Raw genomic sequence first — 24656 nt, 5'->3', positions numbered from 1 at the left:
TCGGACCACTTCGGGCTCGTGCGGGTGTCGCGACGCCCCGGCCGGAGCCGGATCGTCGCGCGCCCGGCATCAGACGATGCCGAGATACCGTCGGAGCTCCCATTCGCTGACGTGACGCTGGTAGGCGTCGTATTCGACGCGCCGGCCCTCGACGTAGCCGTCGACGAAGTCGGCGCCGAAGATGGCGCGCGCGGCGGCACTGGCCGCGAGCCGGTCGGCGGCGGCGCCGAGGTCGCGCGGGAACACGGCCTCCGGCGCCGGCGTCGCGGCGTAGAAGTTCTCGGCGCTGCCCGGCGGCGGCTCGATCTCGTTGCGGATGCCGTGGAGGCCGGCGCCGAGGCAGAGCGCGAGGGCGAGGTAGGGGTTGGTGTCGGCCGAGGGCACGCGGAACTCGACGCGCGTCGCCGCCGGCTCGTCGTTGATGACGCGGACCGCGGCGGTGCGGTTCTGCACGCCCCAGTTCGCCGCCGTCGGCGCCCACGCCCCCGGCACCAGCCGCTTGTAGGCGTTGACGGTGGAGGCGCACAGCACCAGCAGCTCCGGCATCAGCTTCACGAGGCCGCCGACGAAGTGGCGCGCGGTTCGGCCGAGCCCGTCGGGCGCCGCGGGATCGGCGAAGGCCGGGTTGCCGGCGCGGTCGCGCAGCGAGACGTGCAGATGGCCGGACTGGCCGGACAGCGACGGCGACAGCTTCGACATGAAGCCGGCGGTCAGGCCCTGGCGGGCGAAATAGGCCCGCGCGAAATTCTTGAACAGCACGGCGTCGTCGGGCGCCTTCATGCCGACGGCGTAGGTCAGCGGCGCCTCGAGGCAGCCCGGCCCGAGTTCGGTGTGGACCGCGTCGAGGGCGATGCCGAGCGTGTCCATGGTCGAGACCAGGCCGTCGATCAACCCGCCGTGCAGCGCGGCGGTCTGCAGCGAATAGGTCCGGTTGCCCTGGGCGAAGAAGGAGAGGTCGCGCCAGTTCTTGGCGCGCATGGTCTCGGCGGTCTCGGCGAACAGGAAGAACTCGAACTCGAAGGCCGACAGCACGTCGAAGCCGAGGTCGGCGGCCTCGGCGATCAGGCGGGCGCAGAGGTTGCGCGGCGAGCGGCGGCCGAAGTCGCCGGTGAAGTCGGCGATCACCACGGCGGCGTCGTCGGCGAAGGGGTAGCGGCGCACGGTCTCGGGCATCAGCGCCGCGGGACGGTCGACGAAGGCGGCGTCGCGGAAGGTCGCCTCGGCGATGTCCCAGAAGTAGAGCACCTCGCAGAAGGGATAGCCCTTGGCGCCGAGCTTCAGCGCCTTGTCGGCCGAGACCTGCTTGTCGCGGAACTCGCCCTCGGGGTCGACCACGCCGACGTGGACGGTGCGGGCGCCGATCGCGGCGAGCCTGGAGGCGAGGTCGGCTTCGGCGTAGGCGTTCTCGGGCATGGTGCTCATCTGGATCCGTGGAGGATCAGGTTAGGCCCCGCCGTGACGGCCTGGAAATATCCCGCTAGGGATAGGCGTCGGGCGCGGGTCGGCCTGCCCGGCGCGGACGGCGGGCGGGAGTCCTTCGCGTGGAGCGTGGTTTCGCGGCGTGGAACACGGCGGTGGCGGCGGCGGTCGAGGCGGTCGGCACGCCCGCCTTTCCGCGCCGGCTCGAGGCGGCGATGGCGACGCTGGTCGACTTCGACATCCTGATGGTGTTCGCCTACGCCGGCGCGGCGACGCCGGTCTGCCTGCACCACAACATGGACGAGACCCGCGCCGCCACCGTGATCCACGCCTACGCCGCCGGCCCCTACGTGCTCGACCCGTTCTACACCGCCGCGACCGACCCGCAGGTCGAGGGCGTGCGCCGGCTGCGCGACATGGCGCCCGACCAGTTCCACAATTCCGAATACTGGCGCCGACACTACGTGCGGACCGGCATCCGCGACGAGGTCGGCCACGTCGTCCGCCCGGTCGGCTGGACCGGCGTGGTGGTCAGCCTGACCCGGCCCGGCACCGCCCCGGCCTTCGGCCGCCAGGACCTCGTCGCCATCCGCGCCGCCCACCCGGTCGTCCGCGCCCTCGCCGAGCGCCACTGGACCCGCCCCGCCGCCCCGGGCACGACGCCGTCGGCCCTCGGCCGCGACGCCGTCGGCGAGACCATCGCCCGCCGCACCCGCGGCATCCTCACCCCGCGCGAGGCCGAGATCACCTGGCTGATCCTGAAAGGTCACTCCACCCGATCGATCGCGACCCGCCTGCGCATCGCCGAGGGCACGGTGAAGATCCACCGCAAGAACATCTACCAGAAGCTCGCAGTCTCCAGCCAGGCCGCCCTGTTCGCGATGTTCCTGACGCCGGCGGAGGGCTGAGCAGGGGGCGGACAGGGTGGCGGTCGAGGTCGGCGATGGCCCGTCCCAGTTCGCACGGAGCCCCGCCCCGCCCTCTCCCCCCTTGTGGGGGAGAGTTGGAGAGGGGGGTCCCCCCGCTCGAGCCGACGCGGCGGCGGAACCGCCGCATACCCCTCTCCCTGACCCTCCCCCACAAGGGGGGAGGGAAGCCGTCGAGGATGAGGAGACGTGGCTGCCGGTGCCCGGCTGCCGAAGTCCCAAGCCCGACTGCCGACTGCCGACTGCCGACTGCCGAAACCCTACTGCCTACTGCCTACTACCTACTGCCCACTCCCTACCGCCCCTCCCCCTTCACACGATCCCGCCGCCGCTCGCCTGCGCGGCCGGCCGCTGCGCCGCGACCTTGTCCCGATATCCGCTCGCGCGATAGGCCGCGATCGGATCGATCGCGCCGCCGGCGCGGCGTCTCGCCTCGGCGAGGATCGGATCGACGTCCAGCCGGAACGCCGCCTTGAGCGTCTCGGACGCGAGGAGGGCGTCGTTGGCGTCCTGGGCGGCGTCGAGGGCGGCGCGGTCGACCAGGAGCGCCTTGGCGTAGGCGCGGCGGATCTCGTCCGCCGAACGGATCAGGCTCTCGATCGGGTCGGTGACGTTGTGCGACTGGTCGATCATGTGCGCCGGCCGGAAGGCCGGGTCGGCGGTCTCGGCGTCGACCAGTTCGTTGAAGACGAGGAACAGGCGGAAAGGGTCGACCGAGCCGGTGTCGAGATCGTCGTCGCCGTATTTGGAATCGTTGAAGTGGAAGCCGCCGAGCCGGCCGAACTGGATCAGCCGGGAGACGATCATCTCGATGTTGGTGTTGGGCGCGTGATGGCCGAGGTCGACGAGGCACTTGGCCTTGGGACCGAGCGCGGTCACCGCGAGGTAGTTGGTGCCCCAATCCTGGATCACGGTGGAATAGAACGCCGGCTCGAACATCTTGTGCTCGACGTAGAGCGACCAGTCGTCCGGCAGGCCGGCGTAGATCTCGGCCATGGCGGCGAGATAGCGCTCGAAGGCGCGGCGGAAGTGGCTCTGGCCGGGGAAGTTCGAGCCGTCGCCGATCCACACCGTCAGGGCCTTGGATCCGATCGCCCGGCCGATCTCGACGCACTCGAGATTGTGCGCGACGGCCTGGGCGCGCACGGCCGGGTCGGTGTGGCTGAGCGAGCCGAAGCGATAGGACAGCGGCTGGCCCGGCTGGTCCTGGAAGGTGTTGGAGTTCATGGCGTCGAAGCCGAGACCGAGGGCGGCCGCCTTCGCCCGGAGTTCGGTCGGGTCGGCGGCGTCCCAGGGGATGTGCAGCGACACCGTCGGCGTGGCCCGGCCGAGTTGCTGGATTACCGCGCAGTCGTCGAGCTTCTCGAAGATGCCGCGCGGCTCGCCGCGGCCGGGGAAGCGGGCGAAGCGGGTGCCGCCGGTGCCGACGCCCCAGGACGGGATCGCGACGCCGAAGGCGCCGACCCTCTGCGTCAGCGTCTCGATCGAGACGCCCGCGCGGGCGAGGCGGGCGCCGAGCGCCTCGTAGTCGGCGGCGTGGGCGCTCGCCCGGCGGTCGTTGTCGGCGGCGATCAGTTCGGCCGCGATCGGCAGTTCGGACATGGTCGATCCTCCCGTTTCCTCGTCGGCGGCGACGGCGCGGGCGGGATCCTTCCGGGCGGCGCCGCGTTCACCCGGCGCCACGTCGATCAACCGAAGGATCCCCCATGGACGTCGTCCGCATCCTGCTCGCCATCTTCCTGCCGCCCGTCGGCGTCTTCCTCCAGGTCGGCCTGGGGCTGCAGTTCTGGCTCAACATCCTCCTGACGCTGCTCGGCTACATCCCGGGCATCGTCCACGCGATCTGGGTCATCCTGCGGCGCTGAGCGTCCGACGGCCCCGTCAGCGCGTGAAGCTCTCCTTGTTGCCGGCGTCGACGTTGACGATGTTGCCGGTGCTCTTGGCGGAGAGGTCGCTCGCGAGGAAGTAGACCGCCTCGGCGATGTCCTCGGGGAACACGCTGCGCTTCAGCATCGAACGCTTGCGGTAGTGCTCCTCGAGATCGTCCGGGGCGAGCGCGTAGGCGGCGGCGCGCTGCTCGCGCCATTCGCCGGTCCAGATCTTGGAGCCGCGCAGCACCGCGTCCGGGTTGACCACGTTGACGCGGATGCCGGCGTCGGCGCCCTCGAGGGCGAGGCAGCGGGCGAGATGGATCTCGGCCGCCTTGGCGGTGCAGTAGGCCGCCGCGTTGGGCGAGGCGGCGAGACCGTTCTTGGAGGCGACGAAGACCACCGCGCCGCCGAGCCGCTGACGGCGGAACAGGCGAAACGCCTCCCGGCTCACCAGGAAATAGCCCTTGGCGAGGATGTCCATGTTGCGGTCCCACATGGCGAGCGGCGTCTCCTCGATCGGCGCCGACGACGAGATGCCGGCGTTGGAGACCAGGATGTCGAGGCCGCCGAACTCCACCGCCGTCGCCGCGAAGCCCGCCGCCACGGCCGCCTCGTCGGTGACGTCCAGGCGCACCGCGCGGACGACGTCGGCGCCGAAGCCCTTGGCGAAGTCGGCGCGCGCCGTCTCGAGCGCGGCGTCGTCGATGTCGGCGAGCACGACGCAGGCACCCTCCGACAGGAGCTTGCCGGCGACCGCCCGACCGATGCCGCCGGCGCCGCCGGTGACGAAGGCGATGCGGCCGGCGAGCGACTTCGGCTTCGGCATCCGCTGCAGCTTGGCCTCCTCGAGCAGCCAGTACTCGATGTCGAAGGCCTCCTGCTCGGGCAGTCCGACGTAGGTGTCGACCGTCGACGCCCCGCGCATCACGTTGATCGCGTTGACGTAGAACTCGCCGGCGATGCGCGCCGTCGCCTTGTCGCGGGCGAAGGAGAGCATGCCGACGCCCGGCACGAGGTAGATCACCGCGTTGGGGTCGCGCACGGCCGGCGAATCGGCGTGGCGGCAGCGCTCGTAATAGGCGCGGTAGTCGTCGCGGTAGGCCGCGATCGCGGCGTCGAGGCCGGCGACCACCGCCTCGACGTCGCCCGTCGCCGGGTCGAAGTCGAGCACGAGCGGGCGGATCTTGGTGCGCAGGAAGTGGTCGGGGCACGAGGTGCCGAGCGCGGCGAGTGCCCTGAGGTCGGCGGACCCCACGAACTCCAGCACCGCCGGCTGGTCGTCGAAATGGCCGAGCTTGCGCTCGCCGGCCGAGATGCGGGCGCGGATCTCCGACATCAGCCGGGCGGCGACGGCGCGGCGCGCCTCCGGCTCCAGCGTCGCCACCGCGGCGCCGCCGAAGACGGTGCGGCCGGCGGTCTTCTCGGCGAAATACGCGATCGCCTTGTTGATGATCCTGAGGGTGGTCTCGTAGCAGCCCCGGGCGTCGTCGCCCCAGGTGAACAGGCCGTGGCTCTCCAGCACCACGCCCTTCGCCCGCGGGTTGTCGCGGGCGAAGGTCGAGAGCATCAGACCGAGTTCGAAGCCCGGGCGGCGCCAGGGCAGCCAGCCGATCTCGTCGCCGAAGATCTCGGCGGTCAGTGCCTTGGAGTTCCGCGTCGCGGCGATCGCGATCACCGCGTCGGGGTGCATGTGGTCGACGTGGGCGTAGGGCAGGTAGGCGTGCAGCGGCGTGTCGATCGAGGCGGCGCGCGGGTTGAGGTCGAAGGTGCAGTGGGGCAGGTAGCCCACCATCTCGTCCTCGTGGTCGGGGCCGCGATAGATCGAACGCAGCCGCTCGAGCTTGTCCATGTAGAGCGTGGCGAAGCCGTCGCGCTTCATCGATCCGACGTCGCCGCCCGAGCCCTTGACCCAGAGCACGGTGACGTCCTCGCCGGTCAGCGGGTCGCGGTGCACCACCTTGGCGGAGGTGTTGCCGCCGCCGTAGTTGGTGATGCGCTTGTCGGCGCCGAGCAGGTTGGAGCGGTAGAGCAGCCGGCCGGGCTCGTCGAGCGTCGCGGCGTGGGCCTCGTCCCAGCGGTTGTCCAGGAGCTTCACGTCGGCCATCGGCGCCTCCTCGTCGTCGCGGCATCCCGTCCGCCGGGCGCACACGGCGCGGCGGCGGACCTCTTCCCATGGCGCCGACATATCCCAGACCGGCCCGGCGACTGTCAATCGCTTCCAATCATTTTCGATCATATTGCAGCGCACAATGACCAGTCATGATCGAATCTGATTGACACCGGTCGTTTCAATCGTTTTGATGCGGCTCCGAGGGGAAGCCCATGCACGAACGTGAACGCCACCGCATCATCCTCGCCGCCGTGCAGGAACGCCCGGTCGCGACGGTGCCCGACATCGTCGAGCTGACCGGCGCGTCCGAGGCGACGATCCGGCGCGACATCGCGGCTCTGGCGCTGCAGGGGCGGGTGCGCAAGGTGCGCGGCGGTGCCGAGGCGGTGCATCCGCCGCAGTTCGGTACGTTGTCGGCGCGCCCGTTCCGTGTCGACGAGACGGTCCGCACCGCCGAGAAGCGGGCGGTGGCGCGCGAGGCGGCCAAGTACTGCGCCGACGGCGACGCCGTCATCATCAACGCCGGCACCACCACCTTCCAGATGGTGCACCACGTCGCCCATCTCCGGATGCAGGTGCTGACCAACTCGTTCCCGATCGCCGAGTATCTGGTGAAGCACTCCAAGTGCTCGGTGATCCTGCCGGCCGGCGCGGTCTACCGCGAGCAGGGCGTGATCGTGTCGCCGTTCGACAACGACGGCATCGCCCACTTCTACGGCCGGCGCATGTTCATGAGCGCCCGCGGCGTCTCGAAGGCGGGCATCATGGAGCAGGACAGCCTGATCAGCCAATCCGAGCAGCGACTGATGCGCCAAGCCGACGAGACGATCCTGCTGGTCGACTCGTCGAAGTTCGAGAACCGTTCCAGCCTGATCCTCTGCCCCCTCGACCGCGTCTCCGTGATCGTCACGGACGACGGCGTCACCGACGAGGCGCGGCGGATGGTCGAGGCCGCGGGCGTGACGCTGGTGGTGGCCGAGGTCACGGCCGCCGACCGGCACAGGGAATCCCCGTCGGTGGCGTGAAGGAGGCCGCCCCGGAGGGGGCGGCGCGCGCCGGCGGTGATGCGTTCGACCGGGAGGAGAAGAACCATGAAGCTCTGGAAGAAACTCGCCGTCACCACGGCGGCCGTGCTGGCGCTGTCCACCGCGACCGCCTCGGCCGAGACCGTCAGGATCGCGCTGGTGGTCAAGGCGCTCGGCATCGGCTTCTTCGAGGCCGCCAACAAGGGCGCCCAGGAAGCGGCCAAGGAACTCGGCGACGTCGAGGTCATCTACACCGGCCCGACCAGCACCACCGCCGAAGGCCAGATCGAGGTGATCAACGCCCTGATCGCCCAGAAGGTGAACGCCATCGCGGTCTCGGCCAACGACAAGGACGCCCTCGTCCCGGCGCTGAAGAAGGCGCAGGAGCGCGGCATCACGGTGATTTCGTGGGATTCGGGCGTCGCTACCGAGGGCCGCGCCATGCACCTCAACCCGTCGTCCAACGCGCTGATCGGCAACATGTGCGTCAAGATGGCTGCCGACAACCTGACCGAGCCGGGCGAGGTCGCGATCCTCTCGGCCACCGCCACCTCCACGAACCAGAACACCTGGATCGAGGAGATGAAGAAGGTGCTGCCGAACTATCCGAACGTGAAGCTGGTCGACACGGTCTACGGCGACGACCTCGCCGACAAGTCCTACCGCGAGACGCAGGGCCTGATCCAGAAGTACCCGAACCTGAAGGCGATCATCGCGCCGACCTCGGTCGGCATCGTCGCCGCCGCCCAGGCCGTGACCGACGCCGGCAAGACCGGCCAGATCAACGTCACCGGCCTCGGCCTGCCCTCGGAGATGGCCGGCCATGTCAAGTCGGGCGCCTCGAAGTCCTTCGCGATCTGGAACCCGATCGACCTCGGCTACGCCGCCACCACGATCGCCTACAACCTCGCCACCGGGAAGGCGAAGGCCGGTCCGGGCGCCGAGATCCCGATGGGCCGGATGGGCACGGTGAAGCTCGACGACAACGCCGAGGGCGCCATGGCCGACCCGTTCGTCTACGACGCCTCCAACGTCGAGGAATTCGCCAAGATCTTCTGATCGGCGAAACGCTCGATCCGCGACGGCGCCGCCCCCCGAGGTCCGGCGCCGTCGGCATCCGCCCGTCGGCCGCTCGTGCCGGCGCGCCCCGCCGCCGCACCGTCCGGCGGCGCCCGAGACCACGACGAGAGAGCGGCGCACCGCTCCAGCCGAGGCCCCTCCGACCGATGAACGCCATGCCCGTCCCCGAGACGACCGTCGCCGCGCCCGTGCTGGAGATGCGCGGCATCTCCAAGGCCTTCCCGGGCGTTCGCGCGCTCTCGGACGTGGCCCTGGAGCTGCGCCCCGGCCGCGTCACCGCGCTGATCGGCGAGAACGGCGCCGGCAAGTCGACGCTGGTCAAGATCCTCACAGGCATCCACCGGCCCGACGCCGGCGAGATCCTGATCGACGGCGCGCCCTGCGTCCTGCCGACCGCGGAGGCCGCGCAGGCCGCCGGCATCACCGCGATCCACCAGGAGACCGTGCTGTTCGACGACCTCACGGTCGCCGAGAACATCTTCCTCGGCCACGCGCCGAAGAACCGCCTCGGCCTCGTCGCCTGGGGCGCGATGAACGCCCGCGCCGCGGCCCTGCTCTATTCGATCGACGCCGCCATCGACCCGCGGACGCGGCTGAAGGACCTCTCGATCGCCCAGCGCCACCTCGTGGCGATCGCCCGCGCGCTCTCGGTCGACGCCCGCATCGTCATCATGGACGAGCCGACCGCGGCGCTGTCGCACAAGGAGGTCGAGGACCTCTTCCGCATCATCGAGCGGCTGAAGAGCCGCGGCAAGGCGATCCTGTTCATCAGCCACAAGTTCGAGGAGCTCAGGCGGATCGCCGACGACTACGCCGTCTTCCGCGACGGCCGCCGCGTCGGCGCCGGCCGCCTCGCCGACGTCTCCCACGCCGACCTCGTCCGGATGATGGTCGGCCGCGAGGTCACCCAGGTCTTCCCCAAGCGCGAGGTCGCGATCGGCCCGACCGTGCTCTCCGTCGCGGGCTACCGTCATCCGACCGAGTTCGACGGCATCTCGCTCGAGCTCCGCCGCGGCGAGATCCTCGGCCTCTACGGCCTCGTCGGCGCCGGGCGCTCGGAGTTCTGTCAGGCGCTGTTCGGCGTCACCCGTCCCTCCGGCGGCACCGTCGCCCTCGACGGCCGGACGCTGACGATCCGCTCGCCGGCCGACGCGATCGCAGCCGGCATCGTCTACGTGCCGGAGGAGCGCGGCCGCCACGGCGCGATCACGGCGATGCCGATCGTCGAGAACATCTCGCTGCCCTCGCTCGCCCGCACCGCCCGCCGCGGCTTCCTGCGCTCGGCCGAGGAATTCGCCCTCGCCCGCACCTACGCCGCCCGGCTCGACCTGCGCGCCGCCTCGCTCAGCCAGCCGGTCGGCACGCTGTCGGGCGGCAACCAGCAGAAGGTGGTGATCGGCAAGTGGCTGGCGACGCGGCCCAAGGTCATCGTGCTCGACGAGCCGACCAAGGGCATCGACATCGGCTCCAAGGCCGCCGTGCACGCCTTCATGGGCGAACTCGCCGCCGAGGGGCTCGCGGTGCTGATGGTGTCGAGCGAGATCCCGGAGATCCTCGGCATGAGCGACCGCGTCGTCGTGATGAAGGAGGGCCGCATGGTCGCCACCTACGACCGCGCCGGCCTCACCCCCGAGATCCTCGTCGCCGCCGCGACCGGCAACGCGGAGGCCGCGCCATGACGTCGAGGACGCCGGCGGGCCGGACGGCACCGAGCGGGACGCTCGCGGGCGGGACGCTCGCGGGTCGCGCGACCCTCCACGCGGACCACCCGCGCCCGCCTTTCCATTCTCCGGCTTGGTCCGCGCGGGCGGACCATCCACGTCACGGCCGAGAGCCTGCCCGGCCGGACACCGCCGCACCCGTCACCCTCGTGGATGGTCCGCCTGCGCGGACCAAGTCGACGGGAGGGGCCACCGCACGCCCCTTCCCCGGAACCGTCGCCCGCCCCGGAGCCCCCGCATGATCGCCGCCCTCCTCGCCCGGCGCGAGAGCCTCTTGCTCCTCGCCACCGCGCTGCTGGTCGCCGCGGTGACGTGGCGCTTCCCGGCCTTCGCGGCGCCGGGCAATCTCGCCGCCGTCTTCAACGACACCGCCATCCTGATCGTGCTCGCGCTCGGCCAGTCGGCGGTGATCCTGACGCGCTCGATCGACCTCTCGGTCGCCGCCAACCTCGCCTTCACCGGCATGGTCGTCGCGATGCTGAACGAGGCCCATCCGGAGCTGCCGCTCGCGCTGCTGGTGCTCGTCTCGCTCGGCATCGGCCTCGCGCTCGGCGCGATCAACGGCCTCCTGGTCTGGAAGCTCGGCATTCCCCCGATCGTCGTCACGCTCGGCACGCTGACGATCTACCGCGGCATGGCCTTCGTCGTCTCCGGCGGCGCCTGGGTCAACGCCCACGAGATGACGCCGGCCTTCCTCGACACCCCGCGCGTGGTGATCGCCGGGCTGCCGGTGCTGTCCTGGATCGCGCTGGCGGCGATCGCCGCCGCCTTCGTCCTGTTCACCCGCACCGCGCTCGGCCGCGCCTTCTACGCCACCGGCGGCAACCCGACCGCCGCGGTCTACGCCGGCGTCGACGTCGGCCGTACGCGCTTCGCCGCCTTCTGCCTGTCCGGCCTCGTCGCCGGCGCCTGCGGCTACCTGTGGGTCGCCCGCTACGCCGTCGCCTACGTCGACGTCGCCGCCGGCTTCGAACTCGACGTCGTCGCCGCCTGCGTGATCGGCGGCGTCTCGATCGCCGGCGGCATCGGCTCGGTGGCCGGCGCCGTGCTCGGCGCGCTGTTCCTCGGCCTCGTCAAGAACGCCCTGCCGGTCGTCGGCGTCTCGCCGTTCTGGCAGATGGCGATCTCGGGGGCGGTCATCATCGCCGCCGTCGCCATCAACGCCCGCGCCGAGCGCGCCAAGGGCCGCATCATCTTGCGCGAAGCCGGAGCCGTGGCATGACCGACGTTCCCGCACCCCGGGTCATCCCAGACCGCCTCGACGGCGGTGCCAAGCGGATCCTCAAGAGCTGGGAGGCGCTGCTGTTCGCGGTCGCCGTCGCGATCTTCGTCGCCAACAGCCTCGCGTCGCCCTATTTCCTCGATCCGTGGAACCTTTCCGACGCGACCTTCAACTTCACAGAGAAGGCGATCGTCGCGGTCGCCATGGCCTTCCTGATCATCGCCGGCGAGATCGACCTGTCGGTCGCCGCGATCATCGCGCTGGCGTCGACCGCCATGGGCGCGGCGGCGCAGGCCGGCGTCGGCGCGCCGGGGCTGGTGGCGATCGGGCTCGGCGTCGGCCTCGCCTGCGGCGCCTTCAACGGCCTGCTCGTCACGAGGTTTGGCCTGCCCTCGATCGTGGTCACGATCGGCACCATGAGCCTCTTCCGCGGCCTCTCCTTCGTCGTGCTCGGCGATCAGGTCTACAAGGGCTATCCCGCCGCCTTCGCCTGGTTCGGCCAGGGCTACGTCTGGTGGGTGTTCTCCTTCGAATTCGCAGCCTTCCTCGCCGTCGCCGTCGTCGGCGGCGTGATCCTGCACGGCACGGTGTTCGGCCGGCAGGTGTTCGCCATCGGCAACAACGCCTTCGCCGCCCGCTTTTCCGGCGTGAAGGTCGAGCGGGTGAAGTTCCTGCTCTTCCTCGGCACCGGCCTCGCCGCCGGCGCGGCGTCGGTGATGCTGACGTCGCGCCTCGGCTCGACCCGTCCCTCGATCGCGGTCGGCTGGGAGCTCGAGGTCGTCACCATGGTGGTGCTCGGCGGCGTGTCGATCCTCGGCGGCTCCGGCTCGATCCTCGGCGTCGCCATCGCCGCCTTCGTGATGGGCCTCGTCACCTTCGGCCTCGGCCTCCTCAACGTGCCGGGCATCGTGATGTCGATCGTGATCGGCGTCATGCTGATCTCGGTGATCGCCGTTCCCATCCTGGCCGGCCGGATCGCCCGCCGCCGCGGCGCCGGCGCCGGCCATTGACGGAGACAGAGCCCGTGCCCGACCCCGCCACCCACGAGAAATACGCCTTCCGCATGCGCCTCCATCCCGGCATGGAGGCCGAGTACCGCCGCCGTCACGACGAGATCTGGCCGGAGTTGGCCGCGCTCCTGCGCGAGGCCGGCGTCGAGGACTACTCGATCCACCTCGACCGCGAGACCGACCTCCTGTTCGGCGTGCTCTGGCGCCGCCGCGACCACGGCATGGCCGCGCTGCCCGCCCATCCGGTGATGCGGCGCTGGTGGGCCCACATGGCCGACATCATGGAGACGAAGCCGGACGACGAGCCCGTCGCCGTGCCGCTCGTCACCGTCTTCCACATGGACTGACCCGACAGGAGTTTCCCGGGATGGCGCCCCGCAGCGTGGCCGTGCTCGACGTCGGCCGCACCAACGTCAAGGTCGTCGTCCGCGACGTCGTCGCCGGCCGCGACCTGTTCGTGCACACCACCCCCAACCTCGAGATCGCCGGGCCGCCCTACCGGCACTTCGACGTCGAGGCGATCTGGGCCTTCGCGCTCGACGCCCTCGCGGCCGCCGTCGCCGAGGGCCACGATGTCGACGCCGTCACCGTCACCACCCACGGCGCGTCGGCCGTGCTCCTCGGCGACGACGGCCTCGCCCTGCCGATGCTCGTCTACGAGGACGCCGGGCCCGACGACACCGCCGCGGCCTACGACGCCGTCCGCCCGCCCTTCGCCGAGACCGGTTCGCCACGCCTGCCCGGCGGCCTCAACGTCGGCGCCCAGATCCACTGGCAGCAGACGCGCTTTCCGGACGCCTTCGCGCGTTTGCGCGCCATCCTGACCTGTCCGCAATACTGGACGTGGCGGCTCACCGGGGTCCTCGCCTGCGAGCCCACCTCGCTCGGCGCCCACACCGACCTCTGGAATCCCGCCGCCGGCGCCTTCTCCACCCTGGTCGACCGCTGCGGCTGGCGGTCCCTGTTCCCGCCGCTCGCGAGCCCGTTCGACGTCGCCGGCCCCATCCTGCCCGCCGTCGCCGCCCGCACCGGCCTTTCCCCCACGACGCCGGTGATCTCCGGCATCCACGACAGCAACGCATCGCTGCTGCCGCACCTGATGGCGCGGACGCCACCGTTCACCGTGGTCTCCACCGGCACCTGGGTGATCGTCTTCGCCGTCGGCGCCGACGTCGCCGGCCTCGACCCCGCCCGCGACGGCCTCGCCAACGTCGACGCCTTCGGCCGCCCGGTGCCGTCGGCGCGCTGGATGGGCGGGCGCGAGTTCGACCTGCTGAACCCCGGCGGCACCGCCGAGCCGACGGCGGAGGAGATCGCCCGCGTCGTCGCCGAGGCGGTGACGGTGCTGCCGTCCTTCGTCGCCGGTTCGGGCCCGTTCCCGCACCGGACCGGCGGCTGGTCGCACGACCCGGCCACGCTCTCCCCGGGAGCGCGCAACGCCGCCGTCTCGCTCTACGCCGCGCTGATGACCGCCGAGGCGATCGCGGTCGCCGGCGGCGCCGGGCCGGTGGTGCTCGACGGCCCGTTCACGCGCAATGCCCTGTTCCGCGCCGCGCTGCAACGGCTGGTCGGACGGCCGGTGGTCGCCGGCGGCGGCACCACGGGCACGTCGGCCGGCGCCGCCCTGCTCGCCCTCGGCCGCGACCATCCTCTCGTCCTGCCGCCCGACGAGCGGACCCCGGACCTCGCCGGAATCGACCTCGACGCCTACGCCGCGACGTGGCGCCGCCGGGTCGGTTGACCACCGTGGCCGCGGACGCGCACCGCGACTGCCCCGGCAGCCACGGCGCCGCCGCGCCCGTCCATTGCACCGAACTGCGCACTTGCCCGCCGATTGGGCAGCTTGCCCACGGCCGTGCCCAGGCGGCGTCCTTGACGCCGGCCGGCCGAGGGCGGAAGCTTCGCGCATACGGCCCTGATCGCCGACCGGCAACCGAGCCTCGTCACCGCGCCCGACCAGCGCGGCAGCGGGGCTCTTTGCGTTTCGGGCGGCGCGGATAGGTGAGTTGGATGCGGACCACGATCCCCGTCGGCATGTTGTTCTCGGAGGCGGGACCCTACGCGGTGCTCGGCCGCGAGGCCGCCGACGGCGCCCGCCACGCGATCGCGGCGGTCGAGGCCGACCAGACGTTGCCATTCCGCCTCGCCCTCGCCGCCGCCGATCCCGCCGGCGACGTCGCCGCCTACGCGCCGGCGGCGGAGGGTCTGTTCGGCCCGGCCGGCTGCCGCCACGTCGTAGGCACCATCACCTCGTCGAGCCGCAAGGAAGTTCTCCCCGTCGCCGAGCGCCACCGCGGCCTGCTCTGGTACGCCTTCCCCTACGAGGGCTACGAGAGCAGCGAGAACGTCGTCTACCTCGGCGCTACCGCCAACCAGCACGTCGTGCCGCTGCTCGAGGAGTGCATCCGCCGCTACGGCCCGTCGCCGATGCTGGTCGCGCCCGACTACGTCTGGGGCTGGGAGATCAACCGGATCGCCCGCGCCCTCGTCGAGGAGGTCGGCGGCACGCCGGCCGGCGAGGTCGCGATCCCGGTCGGCACCGTCGACTTTTCGCCGGTGGTCGCCGAGATCGCGCGACGCCGGCCAAGCTTCGTGCTGTCGAGCCTGATCGGCCCGTCCTCGCACGCCTTCGTCCGCGCCTACGCCGAGTTCGCCGTCGCCGATCCCGCCTTCGCCGGCGGCCGTCGGCCGCTCGCCAGTTGCAACCTCACCGAGGCCGACGCCGCGGTGATCGGCCCCGCCGTCGCCGGCACGCTGATCGCGGGCGTCCACTTCGGCGGACGGCCCTCGCCCTGGACCGACGCGATCGCCGCCGGCCTCGCGCCGCCGCGGCGGGCGTCGTCCTGCTTCGCCTCGGCCTACACCGCCGTCCGACTCCTGGCCGAGGGCATCCGCCTCGCCGGCACCGACGATCCGGACGCGGTCAAGAAGGCCGTGATGGCGAAGACCTGGGAGACACCGCTCGGCGCCGTCGCGATCGATCCGGTCACCGCCCACACCGTCCACGCGCCGCTGCTGGTGCGCGCCGACGCCGCCGGCGGCTTCGAGACGCTGCACGAATTCCCGCCGATCGCGCCCGACCCCTACCTCCTCCACCGCCGACCGGACCGCCCCGCCGCGCTCCGGGCCGGCGCCAGCCGCCGGGTGACCCACTGATGGCCCGTCGTCCCCGTCCCGCCCCGACCACGCCGCCGCTCAGGTCCTGGCACGCGGTGCTGCTGCACCCGCCCCACCCGATGGTCGAGACGATCCAGCGCCAGCTCCAGCGCCTCGGCCTGACGGTCCGCGTCGCGTGGCCGGCGCTCGAGCCCGAGGACATCCGCGCCGACGTCGTGCTGTTCGACGTCGACACCGGCCACGACGCCCAGTTCCCGTGGGCGCCCGGCGCCGCGCCGATGCCGCTGGTCGCGCTGATCGGCTCCGAGGCCGCCGGCCGGCTCGAGTGGGCGCTCGGCCACCGCTTCCACGCGCATCTCCTGAAGCCGGTCGGCTCCGCCGGCACCTTCAGCGCGCTCACCATCGCCGCCGAGAATTTCGCCGAGGCCCGCCGCCGCGCCGCCGAGGTCTCGGCGCTCGACGACCGGCTCGGCCGCCGCTCGGCGGTCGTCGGCGCGGTCGTCGCGCTGATGGCCGGCGGCCTCGACGAGGCCGGCGCCATGGCCCGCCTGCGCGCGCTCGCCATGGAGCGGCGCATCGGCCTCGAGGACGCGGCCGAGATCGTCGTCGCCGCCGGCGCCCGCGCCGCCGCGCGCCGCACCACCCGCACCGCATCCGCCCCCGCAAGGTCTGGAGAGAAGACGTGAAGACGGTCGAAGGCTTCGCCCCCTACGGCGATTACCTCACGTGGTACAGGATCACCGGCGACATCGAGAACGGCCGGCCGCCGCTGATCGTCGCCCACGGCGGCCCCGGCTGCACCCACGACTACGTCGACAGCTACAAGCTGGTCGCCGACAGCGGCCGCGCCGTGATCCACTACGACCAAGTCGGCAACGGCAAGTCGACCCACCTGCCCGAGAAGGGCGGCGACTTCTGGACCGTCGACTTCTTCGTCGCCGAACTGAACAACCTGATCGACCACCTCGGCATCCGCGGCGCCTACCACCTGCTCGGCCAGTCCTGGGGCGGCATGCTCGGCGCCGAGTTCGCGGTGCGCCGGCCCGCTGGCCTGAAGGCGCTGGTGATCGCCAATTCGCCGGCCTCGATGGAGCTCTGGATCTCGGAGGCGAACCGCCTGCGCGCCGAACTGCCGCCGGAGGTGCAGGCCACCCTGCTCGCCCACGAGGCCGCCGGCACCACCTCGAGCGCGGAGTACAAGGCCGCCGCCGACGTCTTCTACGACCGCCACGTCTGCCGGGTGAAGCCGAAGCCCGACGACGTCGCGCGGATGGAGGCGTGGCTCGAGAAGGACCCGACCGTCTACCACACCATGAACGGGCCGAACGAGTTCTACGTCATCGGCACCATGCGCGACTGGACCATCGTCGACCGCCTCGACGCGATCGCGGTGCCGACGCTGCTGGTCTCCGGCCGCTTCGACGAGGCGACGCCGGCCACCGTGCAGCCCTTTGCCGACCGCATCCCCGACGTGCGCTGGACCATCTTCGAGCAGTCCAGCCACATGCCGCATCTCGAGGAGAAGGAGGCCTGCATCGCCACCGTCTCCGCCTTCCTCGACGAGATCGACGCCCGCACCTGACCCCGAGCCCGCGACGCTCCGACCCGTGGTCGGGGCGTCGCGGGCGAGAAGCGCCCGACCGGGCGCCGGCCGCAAGGCCGAAACCTCGCGAACGCCCGACAAATCCGGAGTTCACGAGACAGGCAAGACACCCGCCAGCCCTCGACCGAAGCACGAAGGATCGACCGCATGTCCCTGACGAAGCGATACGCCAAGCCCCTCCTCGGCGCCCTGACGGCGCTGGCCGCCACCGCCCTCTTCTCGACCACCGCCCTCGCCGACCGCGCCGCCGACATGGCCGCGCACCGCGGCGGCACGCTCCGCCTCGTCACGGTCGCGGCCGAGGGCACGATCGATCCGCACATCAACTACACCCTGAAGAACTGGCAGATCTACCAGCTCGCCTACGACGGTCTGGTCAACTTCAGCCGCGTCGCCGGCCCGGGTGCCTTCAAGCTGGTGCCGAGTCTGGCCGAAGAGATCCCGACCCCGACCGACGGCGGCAAGACCTGGACCTTCAAGATCCGCAAGGGCGTCAAGTTCTCCAACGGCAAGGACCTGACCCCCGACGACGTCGTCGCCTCGCTCCGGCGCATCTTCAAGGTCTCCGGCCCGACCGCCGGTACCTTCTACAACGGCATCGTCGGCGCCGACGCCTGCCTGTCCGCTCCGGCCGACTGCAAGCTCGAGGGCGTCACCGCCGACGCCGCCGCCGGCACCGTCACGATCGCCCTGACCGCGCCCGACTCCGAGTTCCTCTACAAGCTCGCCGTGCCGCACGCCGCGATCCTGCCGGCGGACGCCCCGGCCAAGGACGTCGGCACCGACCCGATCCCGGGCACCGGCGCCTACATGATCCAGTCCTACGATCCGAACCAGCGCATGAAGCTGGTCCGCAACCCGTACTTCAAGGAGTGGAGCGAGGCGGCCCAGCCCGACGGCTTCGTCGACGAGATCGACTACGACTTCGGCCTCACCGAGGAGGCGGCGATCACCGCGATCCAGAACGGTCAGGCCGACTGGCTGTTCGACCCGCCGCCGGCCGACCGCCTCAACGAGCTCGGCACCACCTACGCCGCCCAGGTCCACGTCAACCCGCTGATGGCGTTCTGGTACGCGCCGATGAACACCAACCTCGCGCCGTTCAACGACGCGCGGGTGCGGCAGGCGGTCAACTACGCGATCGACCGCTCGGCGATCGTCGACCTGTTCGGCGGCCCCGTGCTCGCCCAGCCGGTCTGCCAGATCCTGCCGCCGAACATGCCGGGCCACGAGCCCGTCTGCCAGTACACCACCGACCCCGGTTCCGAGTGGTCCGGCCCGGACATGGACAAGGCCAAGGCGCTGGTCGAGGAATCCGGCACCGCCGGCCAGGAGGTGACCATCGTCACCGAGGACACCGCCGTCTCCAAGGCGATCGGCACCTACCTGCAGACCGTGCTCGGCGACCTCGGCTACAAGGCCGCCGTCAAGCCGATCTCGTCGAACATCCAGTTCACCTACATCCAGAACACCAACAACAAGGTGCAGATGTCGATCAGCCAGTGGTACCAGGACTATCCGCAGCCCTCGAACTTCCTGAACATCCTGCTCAGCTGCGCGTCCTTCACCCCGGGCGCCGACGCCTCGATAAACATCTCCGGCTACTGCAACAAGGACCTCGACGCCCGCATGAAGGCGGCGCTCGAGCTGGCCGTGACCGATCCCGAGGCGTCCTACGCCGAGTGGACCAAGATCGACCAGGCCTTCATGGACGCCGCGCCGATGGCCCCGCTGTTCACCCCGAAGCGCGTCGACTTCGTGTCGTCCCGCGTCGGCAACTACATGTTCTCGAGCCAGTTCTACATGATCCTGGCCAACGTCTGGGTGAAGTGACGGCCACGCTCCGCGCGCGGGATCCCGAAGACTCGGGATCCCGCGGGTATCCCGGCCAGCCGGGATCCCGTGACACCCGAGGCCGGCGCGGCGCCCCGCGCCGGACCCGCCCGCCGACCGCGCCCCGCCCGGATCCGAGATGACCGACATCCCCCTCCCGCCCGCCACCGCCGGGTCCGATCGCCCGGACGGCCCGTGGGCCCGCGCCCGGGCCAAGCTCCTCGCCGACCACGCCGCGATCGGCGCCGCCGTCGTGCTGGTCCTGATCGTGCTCGCCGTGCTCGCCGCGCCGCTCTACGCCCGCCACGTCTCCGGCACCGACCCCTTCCGCTCGACCCTGAGCGCCAAGATCGAGATCGGCGGCAAGAAGGTGCCGGTGATGGAGCGCTCCACCGAGGGCCTCGGCCTCGGCGTCACCCCGATCGGGCCGACCTGGGGCCCGCGCTACCTGCTCGGCGCCGACAGCCAGGGCCGCGACGTCGCCGCGCGCCTCCTCTACGGCGGCCGCAACTCGCTCCTGATCGCCGGCAGCGCCACCGCGCTCTGCCTGTTCCTCGCCGCGCTGGTCGGCGTCACCGCCGGCTTCTTCGGCGGCGCGGTCGACCTCGTGCTGTCGCGCCTGCTCGACGTCCTTTGGGCCTTTCCGGTCTACCTGCTGGCGATCTCGCTCTCGATCGTGCTGATCAACGGCGGCCTCACCATCGGGCCGATCACGATCGCCTCGAACAGCCTGATGCTGCCGATCCTGATCATCGGCGTGATCTACGTGCCCTATGTCGCCCGGCCGATCCGCGGTCAGGTGCTGACGCTGAAGCGCTCGGAGTTCGTGCTCGCCTCGGTCGGCCTCGGCATCCCGCGCCGGCGCATCCTGGTGAAGGACATCCTGCCCAACGTCTCGACCACGCTGATCGTGTTCGTGCCGCTGATGATGGCGCTCAACATCGTCACGGAATCGGCGCTGTCGTTCCTGTCGATCGGCGTGCAGCCGCCGGACGCCTCCTGGGGCACCATCATCCAGGAGGGCCAGGGCCTGCTCTACTCCCGGCCCGCGGTGTCGCTCGCCCCGGGCATCGCCATCGTCGTCACGGTGCTCGCCCTCAACGTGCTCGGCGACGGCGTCCGCGACGCCTTCGATCCCCGCTCCAAGCTCCGGCCGCGGTGACCCCATGATCGTCAGCCTGATCCGCCGCCTCGCCGAGATGGTCTTCGTGATGTTCGGCATCTCCGTGGTGGTGTTCCTGATCTTCTTCGCCACCCCCGGCTCCGACCCCGCCGCCCGCATCGCCGGCCGCAACGCCGCGCCCGAGACGGTCGAGCAGGTCCGCCGCGACTTCGGCTTCGACCGCCCGCTGCCGGTGCAATACGTCTCGATGATGCGGCGCCTGTTCGTGACGCAGGATCTCACCTCCTTCGTCAACCGCGGCCAGCGGGTGATCCCGCTGGTGATGGACGCCGCCCCGATCACGCTGTCGCTGGTCGCCGGCGCGGCGGTGATCTGGGTGATCGGCGGCATCCTGCTCGGCGTCGTCACCGCCGCCACCGCCGGCACGTGGGTCGACAAGACGCTGATGATCGTCGCCCTCGTCGGTGTCTCGATGCCGGTGTTCTGGCTCGGCGAGGTGATGAACCTCCTGTCGCAGTCGCGCCTGCACGACACCTGGATGTTCTCCTGGGTGCCCGCGCTCGGCTACAAGCCGTTCTCCGAGGATCCCGCCGGCTGGTTCAGGACGCTGGTGATCCCCTGGTTCACGCTCGCCGCCCTCTACGTCGGCATCTACGGCCGGGTGCTGCGCGCCAACCTCGTCGAGGCCTACCAGGAGGACTTCGTGCGCACCGCCCGCGCCAAGGGCCTCGGGCCGGCGCGGGTGATGCTCCGCCACGCGCTGCGCACCTCGATGATCCCGTTCATCACCATGTTCGGCCTCGACTTCGGTGTGCTGGTCGGCGGCTCGGCCCTCCTCACCGAGGTGGTGTTCGGCCTCAACGGCGTCGGGCGGCTGACCTATCTCGCCCTCCTCAGCCTCGACCTGCCGATGATCCTCGCCACCGTGCTCTACGCCTCGTTCTTCGTGGTGGTCGCCAACGCGGCGGTCGACCTCGTCTACCTCGCGGTCGACCCGCGCACGCGGGAGGGCTGAGAGCGATGGCCGCGCAAGACCCCGCCGCCCCCGACCTCCTCGCCGTCGAGGGGCTGACCGTCTCCTTCGCCACCGACCGCGGCCGCGTCACCGCGATCCGCGACGTCTCCTTCGCCGTCAAGCCGGGCGAGATCCTGTCGATCGTCGGCGAGTCCGGCTCCGGCAAGACGGTGTCGATGCTGTCCGTGCTCGGCCTCACCGACCGGCGCACGACCACGGTCGAGGGCGCCGTCACCTTCCGCGGCCGCGACGTCCTCGGCCTGCCCGACCGGGCGCTCCGGCGCATCCGCGGCAAGGAGATCGCGCTGATCTCGCAGGATCCGATGACGGCGCTGACGCCGGTGCACACCGTCGGCTGGCAGATCGTCGAGCAGATCCGCACCCACGAGAGTGTCTCCGCCGCCGCGGCGAAGCGGCGGGCGATCGAGTTGCTCGACGCCGTCGGCCTGCCGAACCCGGCCGAGGCCTTCGGCCGCTACCCGCACCAGCTCTCCGGCGGCATGCGCCAGCGCGCGGTGATCGCGATGGCGCTGTCCTGCAGCCCGGCGCTGCTGGTCGCCGACGAGCCGACCACCGCGCTCGACGTCACCGTGCAGGCGCAGGTGCTCGACCTGATCGTCCGGCTGCGCCGCGACTTCGGTTCGGCGATCGTGCTGATCACCCACGACATGGGCGTCGTCTCCGAGGTCGCCGACCGGGTCATCGTGATGTACGCCGGCCGCATCGTCGAGAGCGGCACGCGCGACGAGATCTTCGGCAATCCCTCGCACCCCTACACCTGGGGCCTGATCGCCTCGATTCCGCCGATCGACGGCGCCCGGCCGCGCCGGCTCGCCTCGATCCCCGGCCTGCCGCCGACGCCGGCCAACCAGCCGCCCGGCTGCGGCTTCGCCCCGCGCTGCCGCTTCCGCTTCGCCCCCTGCGACGCCACCGTGCCGCCGCTGGCGCGCTCCGGTCACGCCGTCCGCTGCCACATCGAGCCGGCCGCGCGCCCCGACGCCCGCCGCCTCGTCCTGCCCGACTGGGAGACCGCCCGGTGACCGACACCGCCGTCCGCCCCCTGCTCGAGGCCCGCAACCTCACCAAGCGCTACGTCGTCGGCCGCAGCTTCGTGCCCGGCTCGGGCCGCACCGTCCACGCGGTCGAGAACGTCTCGCTCGCGGTCCGCCGCGGCGACACCCTCGGCCTCGTCGGCGAGTCCGGCTCGGGCAAGTCGACGCTCGGGCGCTGCCTGACCCGGCTCTACGACGTCACCGCCGGCGAGATCCTGTTCGACGGCGTCGACATCGCCCGCGCCGACGGCCGCGCCCTCGCGCCGGTGCGCCGGCGGATGCAGATGATCTTCCAGGACCCGTCCGCCTCGCTGAACCCGCGCCGCACCGTGCGCGACCTGATCGGCGAGCCGCTCGCCGTCCACGGCCTCCGGCCGCGCCGCGAGATCCCGGCCCGCCTCGACGAGCTGATGGACCTCGTCGGCCTGCCGGCCGCCTATCTCGACCGCTACCCGCACGAGTTCTCCGGCGGCCAGCGCCAGCGCATCGGCATCGCCCGGGCGCTCGCGGTCGAGCCGGAGCTGATCGTCGCCGACGAGCCGGTGTCGGCGCTCGACGTCTCGGTGCAGGCGCAGATCGTCAACCTGTTCGCGGACCTGCGCGAACGGCTCGGCCTCACCTACGTCTTCATCGCCCACGACCTCGGCGTCGTCCGTCAGGTCGCCGACCGGGTCGCGGTGATGTATCTCGGCGGCATCGTCGAGACCGGCGACACCACCGCCGTGTTCGGCGCGCCCGCGCACCCCTACACCGAGGCACTGGTGTCGGCGATCCCGCAGGCCCGCCGCGCCAAGGGACCGGTCCGCCCGCGCATCCTGCTCCAGGGCGACCTGCCGAGCCCGCTCGCCCCGCCCCCCGGCTGCGCCTTCTCCACCCGCTGCCCCAAGGCCTTCGACCGCTGCCGCACCGACCGGCCGGCGTTGACGCCGCGCGCCGACGGCCGCGCGGTGGCGTGTCATCTGCCGGGGTGATGGGAAGAGCGCGCCGGCGCGACGGTATCGGCATCCGGAAAGGGCGCAACGCGTCCTTCCGCTCTGCCCCTTCATCCTTCCCCTCGGGGGGTGAGGCGAAGCCGAACGCCGAGGAGGCAAGCGACTCCGAGGCCGGCGGTGCCGAGCGGAGCGAGGCGGAAGGGGTCGCGACGGACGGCGGAGCCGGCCGTTCCGCCCGCCGACGTCCAACGTCCAACGTCCGCCCCACGGAACCCCGACCCCTTCCGGCCCTCCGGGCCACCTTCCCCTGGAGGGGAAGGATGAAGACGGCGGGCTCCCGAGGCCCCCCTTCCCCCCCATCCGTATCCCACCACCCTCCCCACCCCGCCCAACTTAGGGCACAGTTTCCCGTAGAGTGCGGACCTCTGATTCGGGGTTGCCATCCTTGAGACCGGTTCCGGGCAAACGCGCGATCGCCGCGCTCCTCGTCGCGTTCGCGACCGCCGCCTGCTCGACGCTCTACGACATCGACCAGGCCGAACGCTCGATCCAGCCGATCCCCTCCGCGCTCAGGAGCGAGATGGCGCGGCTCGGCATGGCCGAGACGGCGCCGATCCTGATCCGCGTGTTCAAGCAGGAGAGCGAGCTCGAGCTCTGGAAGAAGGACCGCACCGGCCGCTACGCGCTCCTGAAGACCTACCCGATCTGCCGCTGGTCCGGGAAGCTCGGGCCGAAGCGCTTCGAGGGCGACCGGCAGACGCCGGAAGGCTTCTACGCGATCTCCCGCCGGCAGATGAACCCGGACAGCCGCTATTACCTCTCCTTCAATCTCGGCTTCCCCAACCGGCTCGAGGCCGCTCAAGGCTTCCAGGGCGCGGCGCTGATGATCCACGGCGCCTGCTCGTCGTCCGGCTGCTACGCCGTCACCGACGAGGCGGCGGCGGAGATCTACGTGGTGGCGCGCGAGGCGTTCCGCGGCGGGCAGGAGGCGTTCCAGGTCCAGGCGCTGCCGTTCCGGATGACGCCGGTGAACCTCGCCCTCCACCGCGACGACCCCAACATGCCGTTCTGGCGCACCCTCAAGGACGGCGCCGACGTCTTCGAGGTGACCCGGCGCGAGCCGACGGTCGGCTGGTGCGGCCGCCGCTACGTCTTCGACGCCCCCAACGTCGGCCGCGACTTCGACCCGCTCGCCGCCTGCCCGGCGCTCGAGACCGACCCCGCGGTCGCCGCCGCCGTCGCCGCCAAGCAGGCGCGCGACGACGCCGCCGTCGCCACCGTCGCGGCGTCCTATCCGGTGCTGCCGGCGATGTCCTACGTCGACGGCGGCATGCACCCGCGCTTCCGCGAGATCCTGGAGCGCGACGGCGCGCGCAAGCTCGCCAAGCTGACGTCGGAACGCGCGCCCGTGAGCCGCCCCGAGGCCGCCCTCGCCGATCCCTACGTGCCCGGCCTGCTGCCGCCCCCGGTCGACGCCACCCTGACCGGCTCGGTCGCCGCCACCACCACCGCGGCGGCGGCCGCCGTCGCGCCGGCCATAACGGCGGGCCAATAGCCTCTATCGACGCCCGCCCGGTTCACGGCGCGGGCGAACGGC

21 protein-coding genes are annotated in these 24656 nt (G+C 71.7%); 18 read left to right on the top strand and 3 right to left on the bottom strand.

Going from position 1 to position 24656, the window contains the following annotated elements:
• Nucleotides 1–69: 69 nt before the first annotated feature.
• Nucleotides 70–1422: a glutamine synthetase family protein gene (locus tag EDD54_RS00965; protein WP_207620308.1), complete on the bottom strand. Its 1353-nt coding sequence runs from the start codon at nucleotides 1420–1422 to the stop codon at nucleotides 70–72.
• Nucleotides 1423–1541: 119 nt separating this feature from the next.
• Between EDD54_RS00965 and EDD54_RS00960 the strand changes: the two genes are divergently transcribed.
• Nucleotides 1542–2327 (top strand): helix-turn-helix transcriptional regulator, encoded by a 786-nt coding sequence (locus tag EDD54_RS00960; protein WP_126537426.1) that lies wholly within the window; start codon nucleotides 1542–1544, stop codon nucleotides 2325–2327.
• 330 nt (nucleotides 2328–2657) lie between these two features.
• Here EDD54_RS00960 and rhaI read toward each other — a convergent pair whose 3' ends face one another.
• On the bottom strand, nucleotides 2658–3947 hold the full coding sequence (gene rhaI / locus EDD54_RS00955) for an L-rhamnose catabolism isomerase (protein WP_126537428.1): 1290 nt from the start codon (nucleotides 3945–3947) through the stop codon (nucleotides 2658–2660).
• 104 nt (nucleotides 3948–4051) lie between these two features.
• Here rhaI and EDD54_RS00950 point away from each other — a divergent pair, with 104 nt between their 5' ends.
• The gene (locus EDD54_RS00950; protein ID WP_126537430.1) at nucleotides 4052–4210 is read left to right on the top strand and encodes a YqaE/Pmp3 family membrane protein; all 159 of its coding nucleotides are present in this window, start codon (nucleotides 4052–4054) and stop codon (nucleotides 4208–4210) included.
• Nucleotides 4211–4226: 16 nt separating this feature from the next.
• Here the strand turns inward: EDD54_RS00950 and EDD54_RS00945 are convergent, their stop codons facing one another.
• A complete protein-coding gene (locus tag EDD54_RS00945; protein WP_126537432.1) occupies nucleotides 4227–6320 on the bottom strand; it encodes a bifunctional rhamnulose-1-phosphate aldolase/short-chain dehydrogenase in 2094 nt (697 codons plus the stop codon).
• 218 nt (nucleotides 6321–6538) lie between these two features.
• Here EDD54_RS00945 and EDD54_RS00940 point away from each other — a divergent pair, with 218 nt between their 5' ends.
• The 16 genes from EDD54_RS00940 to EDD54_RS00865 all read left to right on the top strand — a co-directional run bounded on the left by EDD54_RS00940 (nucleotide 6539) and on the right by EDD54_RS00865 (nucleotide 24614).
• Complete coding sequence (locus EDD54_RS00940) at nucleotides 6539–7351, top strand: DeoR/GlpR family DNA-binding transcription regulator (protein ID WP_126537434.1); 813 nt, start codon at nucleotides 6539–6541, stop codon at nucleotides 7349–7351.
• A 66-nt stretch (nucleotides 7352–7417) separates the two neighbouring features.
• Nucleotides 7418–8410: a rhamnose ABC transporter substrate-binding protein gene (gene rhaS, locus EDD54_RS00935; protein WP_126537436.1), complete on the top strand. Its 993-nt coding sequence runs from the start codon at nucleotides 7418–7420 to the stop codon at nucleotides 8408–8410.
• Nucleotides 8411–8577: 167 nt separating this feature from the next.
• Entirely contained in the window at nucleotides 8578–10110 is a 1533-nt protein-coding gene (locus EDD54_RS00930) for a sugar ABC transporter ATP-binding protein (RefSeq protein ID WP_126537438.1), read from the top strand.
• 280 nt (nucleotides 10111–10390) lie between these two features.
• A complete protein-coding gene (locus tag EDD54_RS00925; RefSeq protein WP_126537440.1) occupies nucleotides 10391–11374 on the top strand; it encodes an ABC transporter permease in 984 nt (327 codons plus the stop codon).
• On the top strand, nucleotides 11371–12384 hold the full coding sequence (locus EDD54_RS00920) for an ABC transporter permease (protein ID WP_126537442.1): 1014 nt from the start codon (nucleotides 11371–11373) through the stop codon (nucleotides 12382–12384). The genes EDD54_RS00925 and EDD54_RS00920 overlap by 4 nt, the downstream gene beginning before the upstream one ends.
• 14 nt (nucleotides 12385–12398) lie before the next feature.
• Nucleotides 12399–12731: an L-rhamnose mutarotase gene (gene rhaM / locus EDD54_RS00915; RefSeq protein WP_281008702.1), complete on the top strand. Its 333-nt coding sequence runs from the start codon at nucleotides 12399–12401 to the stop codon at nucleotides 12729–12731.
• Nucleotides 12732–12751: 20 nt separating this feature from the next.
• Nucleotides 12752–14125 (top strand): FGGY-family carbohydrate kinase, encoded by a 1374-nt coding sequence (locus EDD54_RS00910; protein WP_126537444.1) that lies wholly within the window; start codon nucleotides 12752–12754, stop codon nucleotides 14123–14125.
• A gap of 269 nt (nucleotides 14126–14394) precedes the next feature.
• Nucleotides 14395–15540, top strand: coding sequence for a transporter substrate-binding protein (locus EDD54_RS00905; RefSeq protein ID WP_126537446.1), 1146 nt, complete (start codon nucleotides 14395–14397; stop codon nucleotides 15538–15540).
• Nucleotides 15540–16187, top strand: a complete 648-nt coding sequence (locus tag EDD54_RS00900) for an ANTAR domain-containing response regulator (RefSeq protein WP_208112133.1) — start codon at nucleotides 15540–15542, stop codon at nucleotides 16185–16187. The genes EDD54_RS00905 and EDD54_RS00900 overlap by 1 nt, the downstream gene beginning before the upstream one ends.
• Entirely contained in the window at nucleotides 16184–17083 is a 900-nt protein-coding gene (locus EDD54_RS00895; RefSeq protein WP_126537448.1) for a proline iminopeptidase-family hydrolase, read from the top strand. The genes EDD54_RS00900 and EDD54_RS00895 overlap by 4 nt, the downstream gene beginning before the upstream one ends.
• Nucleotides 17084–17251: 168 nt before the next feature.
• The gene (locus tag EDD54_RS00890) at nucleotides 17252–18937 is read left to right on the top strand and encodes an ABC transporter substrate-binding protein (RefSeq protein WP_126537450.1); all 1686 of its coding nucleotides are present in this window, start codon (nucleotides 17252–17254) and stop codon (nucleotides 18935–18937) included.
• Between the two features lie 139 nt (nucleotides 18938–19076).
• Nucleotides 19077–20099 carry an ABC transporter permease gene (locus tag EDD54_RS00885; protein ID WP_126537452.1) on the top strand — a complete coding sequence of 341 codons (1023 nt, stop codon included), beginning with the start codon at nucleotides 19077–19079 and terminating at the stop codon, nucleotides 20097–20099.
• Between the two features lie 4 nt (nucleotides 20100–20103).
• Entirely contained in the window at nucleotides 20104–21075 is a 972-nt protein-coding gene (locus EDD54_RS00880) for an ABC transporter permease (protein WP_126537455.1), read from the top strand.
• A 5-nt stretch (nucleotides 21076–21080) separates the two neighbouring features.
• Nucleotides 21081–22115 carry an ABC transporter ATP-binding protein gene (locus tag EDD54_RS00875; RefSeq protein WP_126537457.1) on the top strand — a complete coding sequence of 345 codons (1035 nt, stop codon included), beginning with the start codon at nucleotides 21081–21083 and terminating at the stop codon, nucleotides 22113–22115.
• The gene (locus EDD54_RS00870) at nucleotides 22112–23098 is read left to right on the top strand and encodes an ABC transporter ATP-binding protein (RefSeq protein ID WP_126537459.1); all 987 of its coding nucleotides are present in this window, start codon (nucleotides 22112–22114) and stop codon (nucleotides 23096–23098) included. The genes EDD54_RS00875 and EDD54_RS00870 overlap by 4 nt, the downstream gene beginning before the upstream one ends.
• Nucleotides 23099–23504: 406 nt before the next feature.
• Entirely contained in the window at nucleotides 23505–24614 is a 1110-nt protein-coding gene (locus tag EDD54_RS00865; protein WP_245515607.1) for a L,D-transpeptidase family protein, read from the top strand.
• Nucleotides 24615–24656 lie beyond the last annotated feature (42 nt).

It is taken from the genome of Oharaeibacter diazotrophicus, from assembly GCF_004362745.1.
In the GTDB taxonomy this organism is placed as follows: domain Bacteria; phylum Pseudomonadota; class Alphaproteobacteria; order Rhizobiales; family Pleomorphomonadaceae; genus Oharaeibacter; species Oharaeibacter diazotrophicus.
Note: the sequence above shows the minus strand (reverse complement) of the source record. Positions and strands in the feature narration are given on the sequence as shown.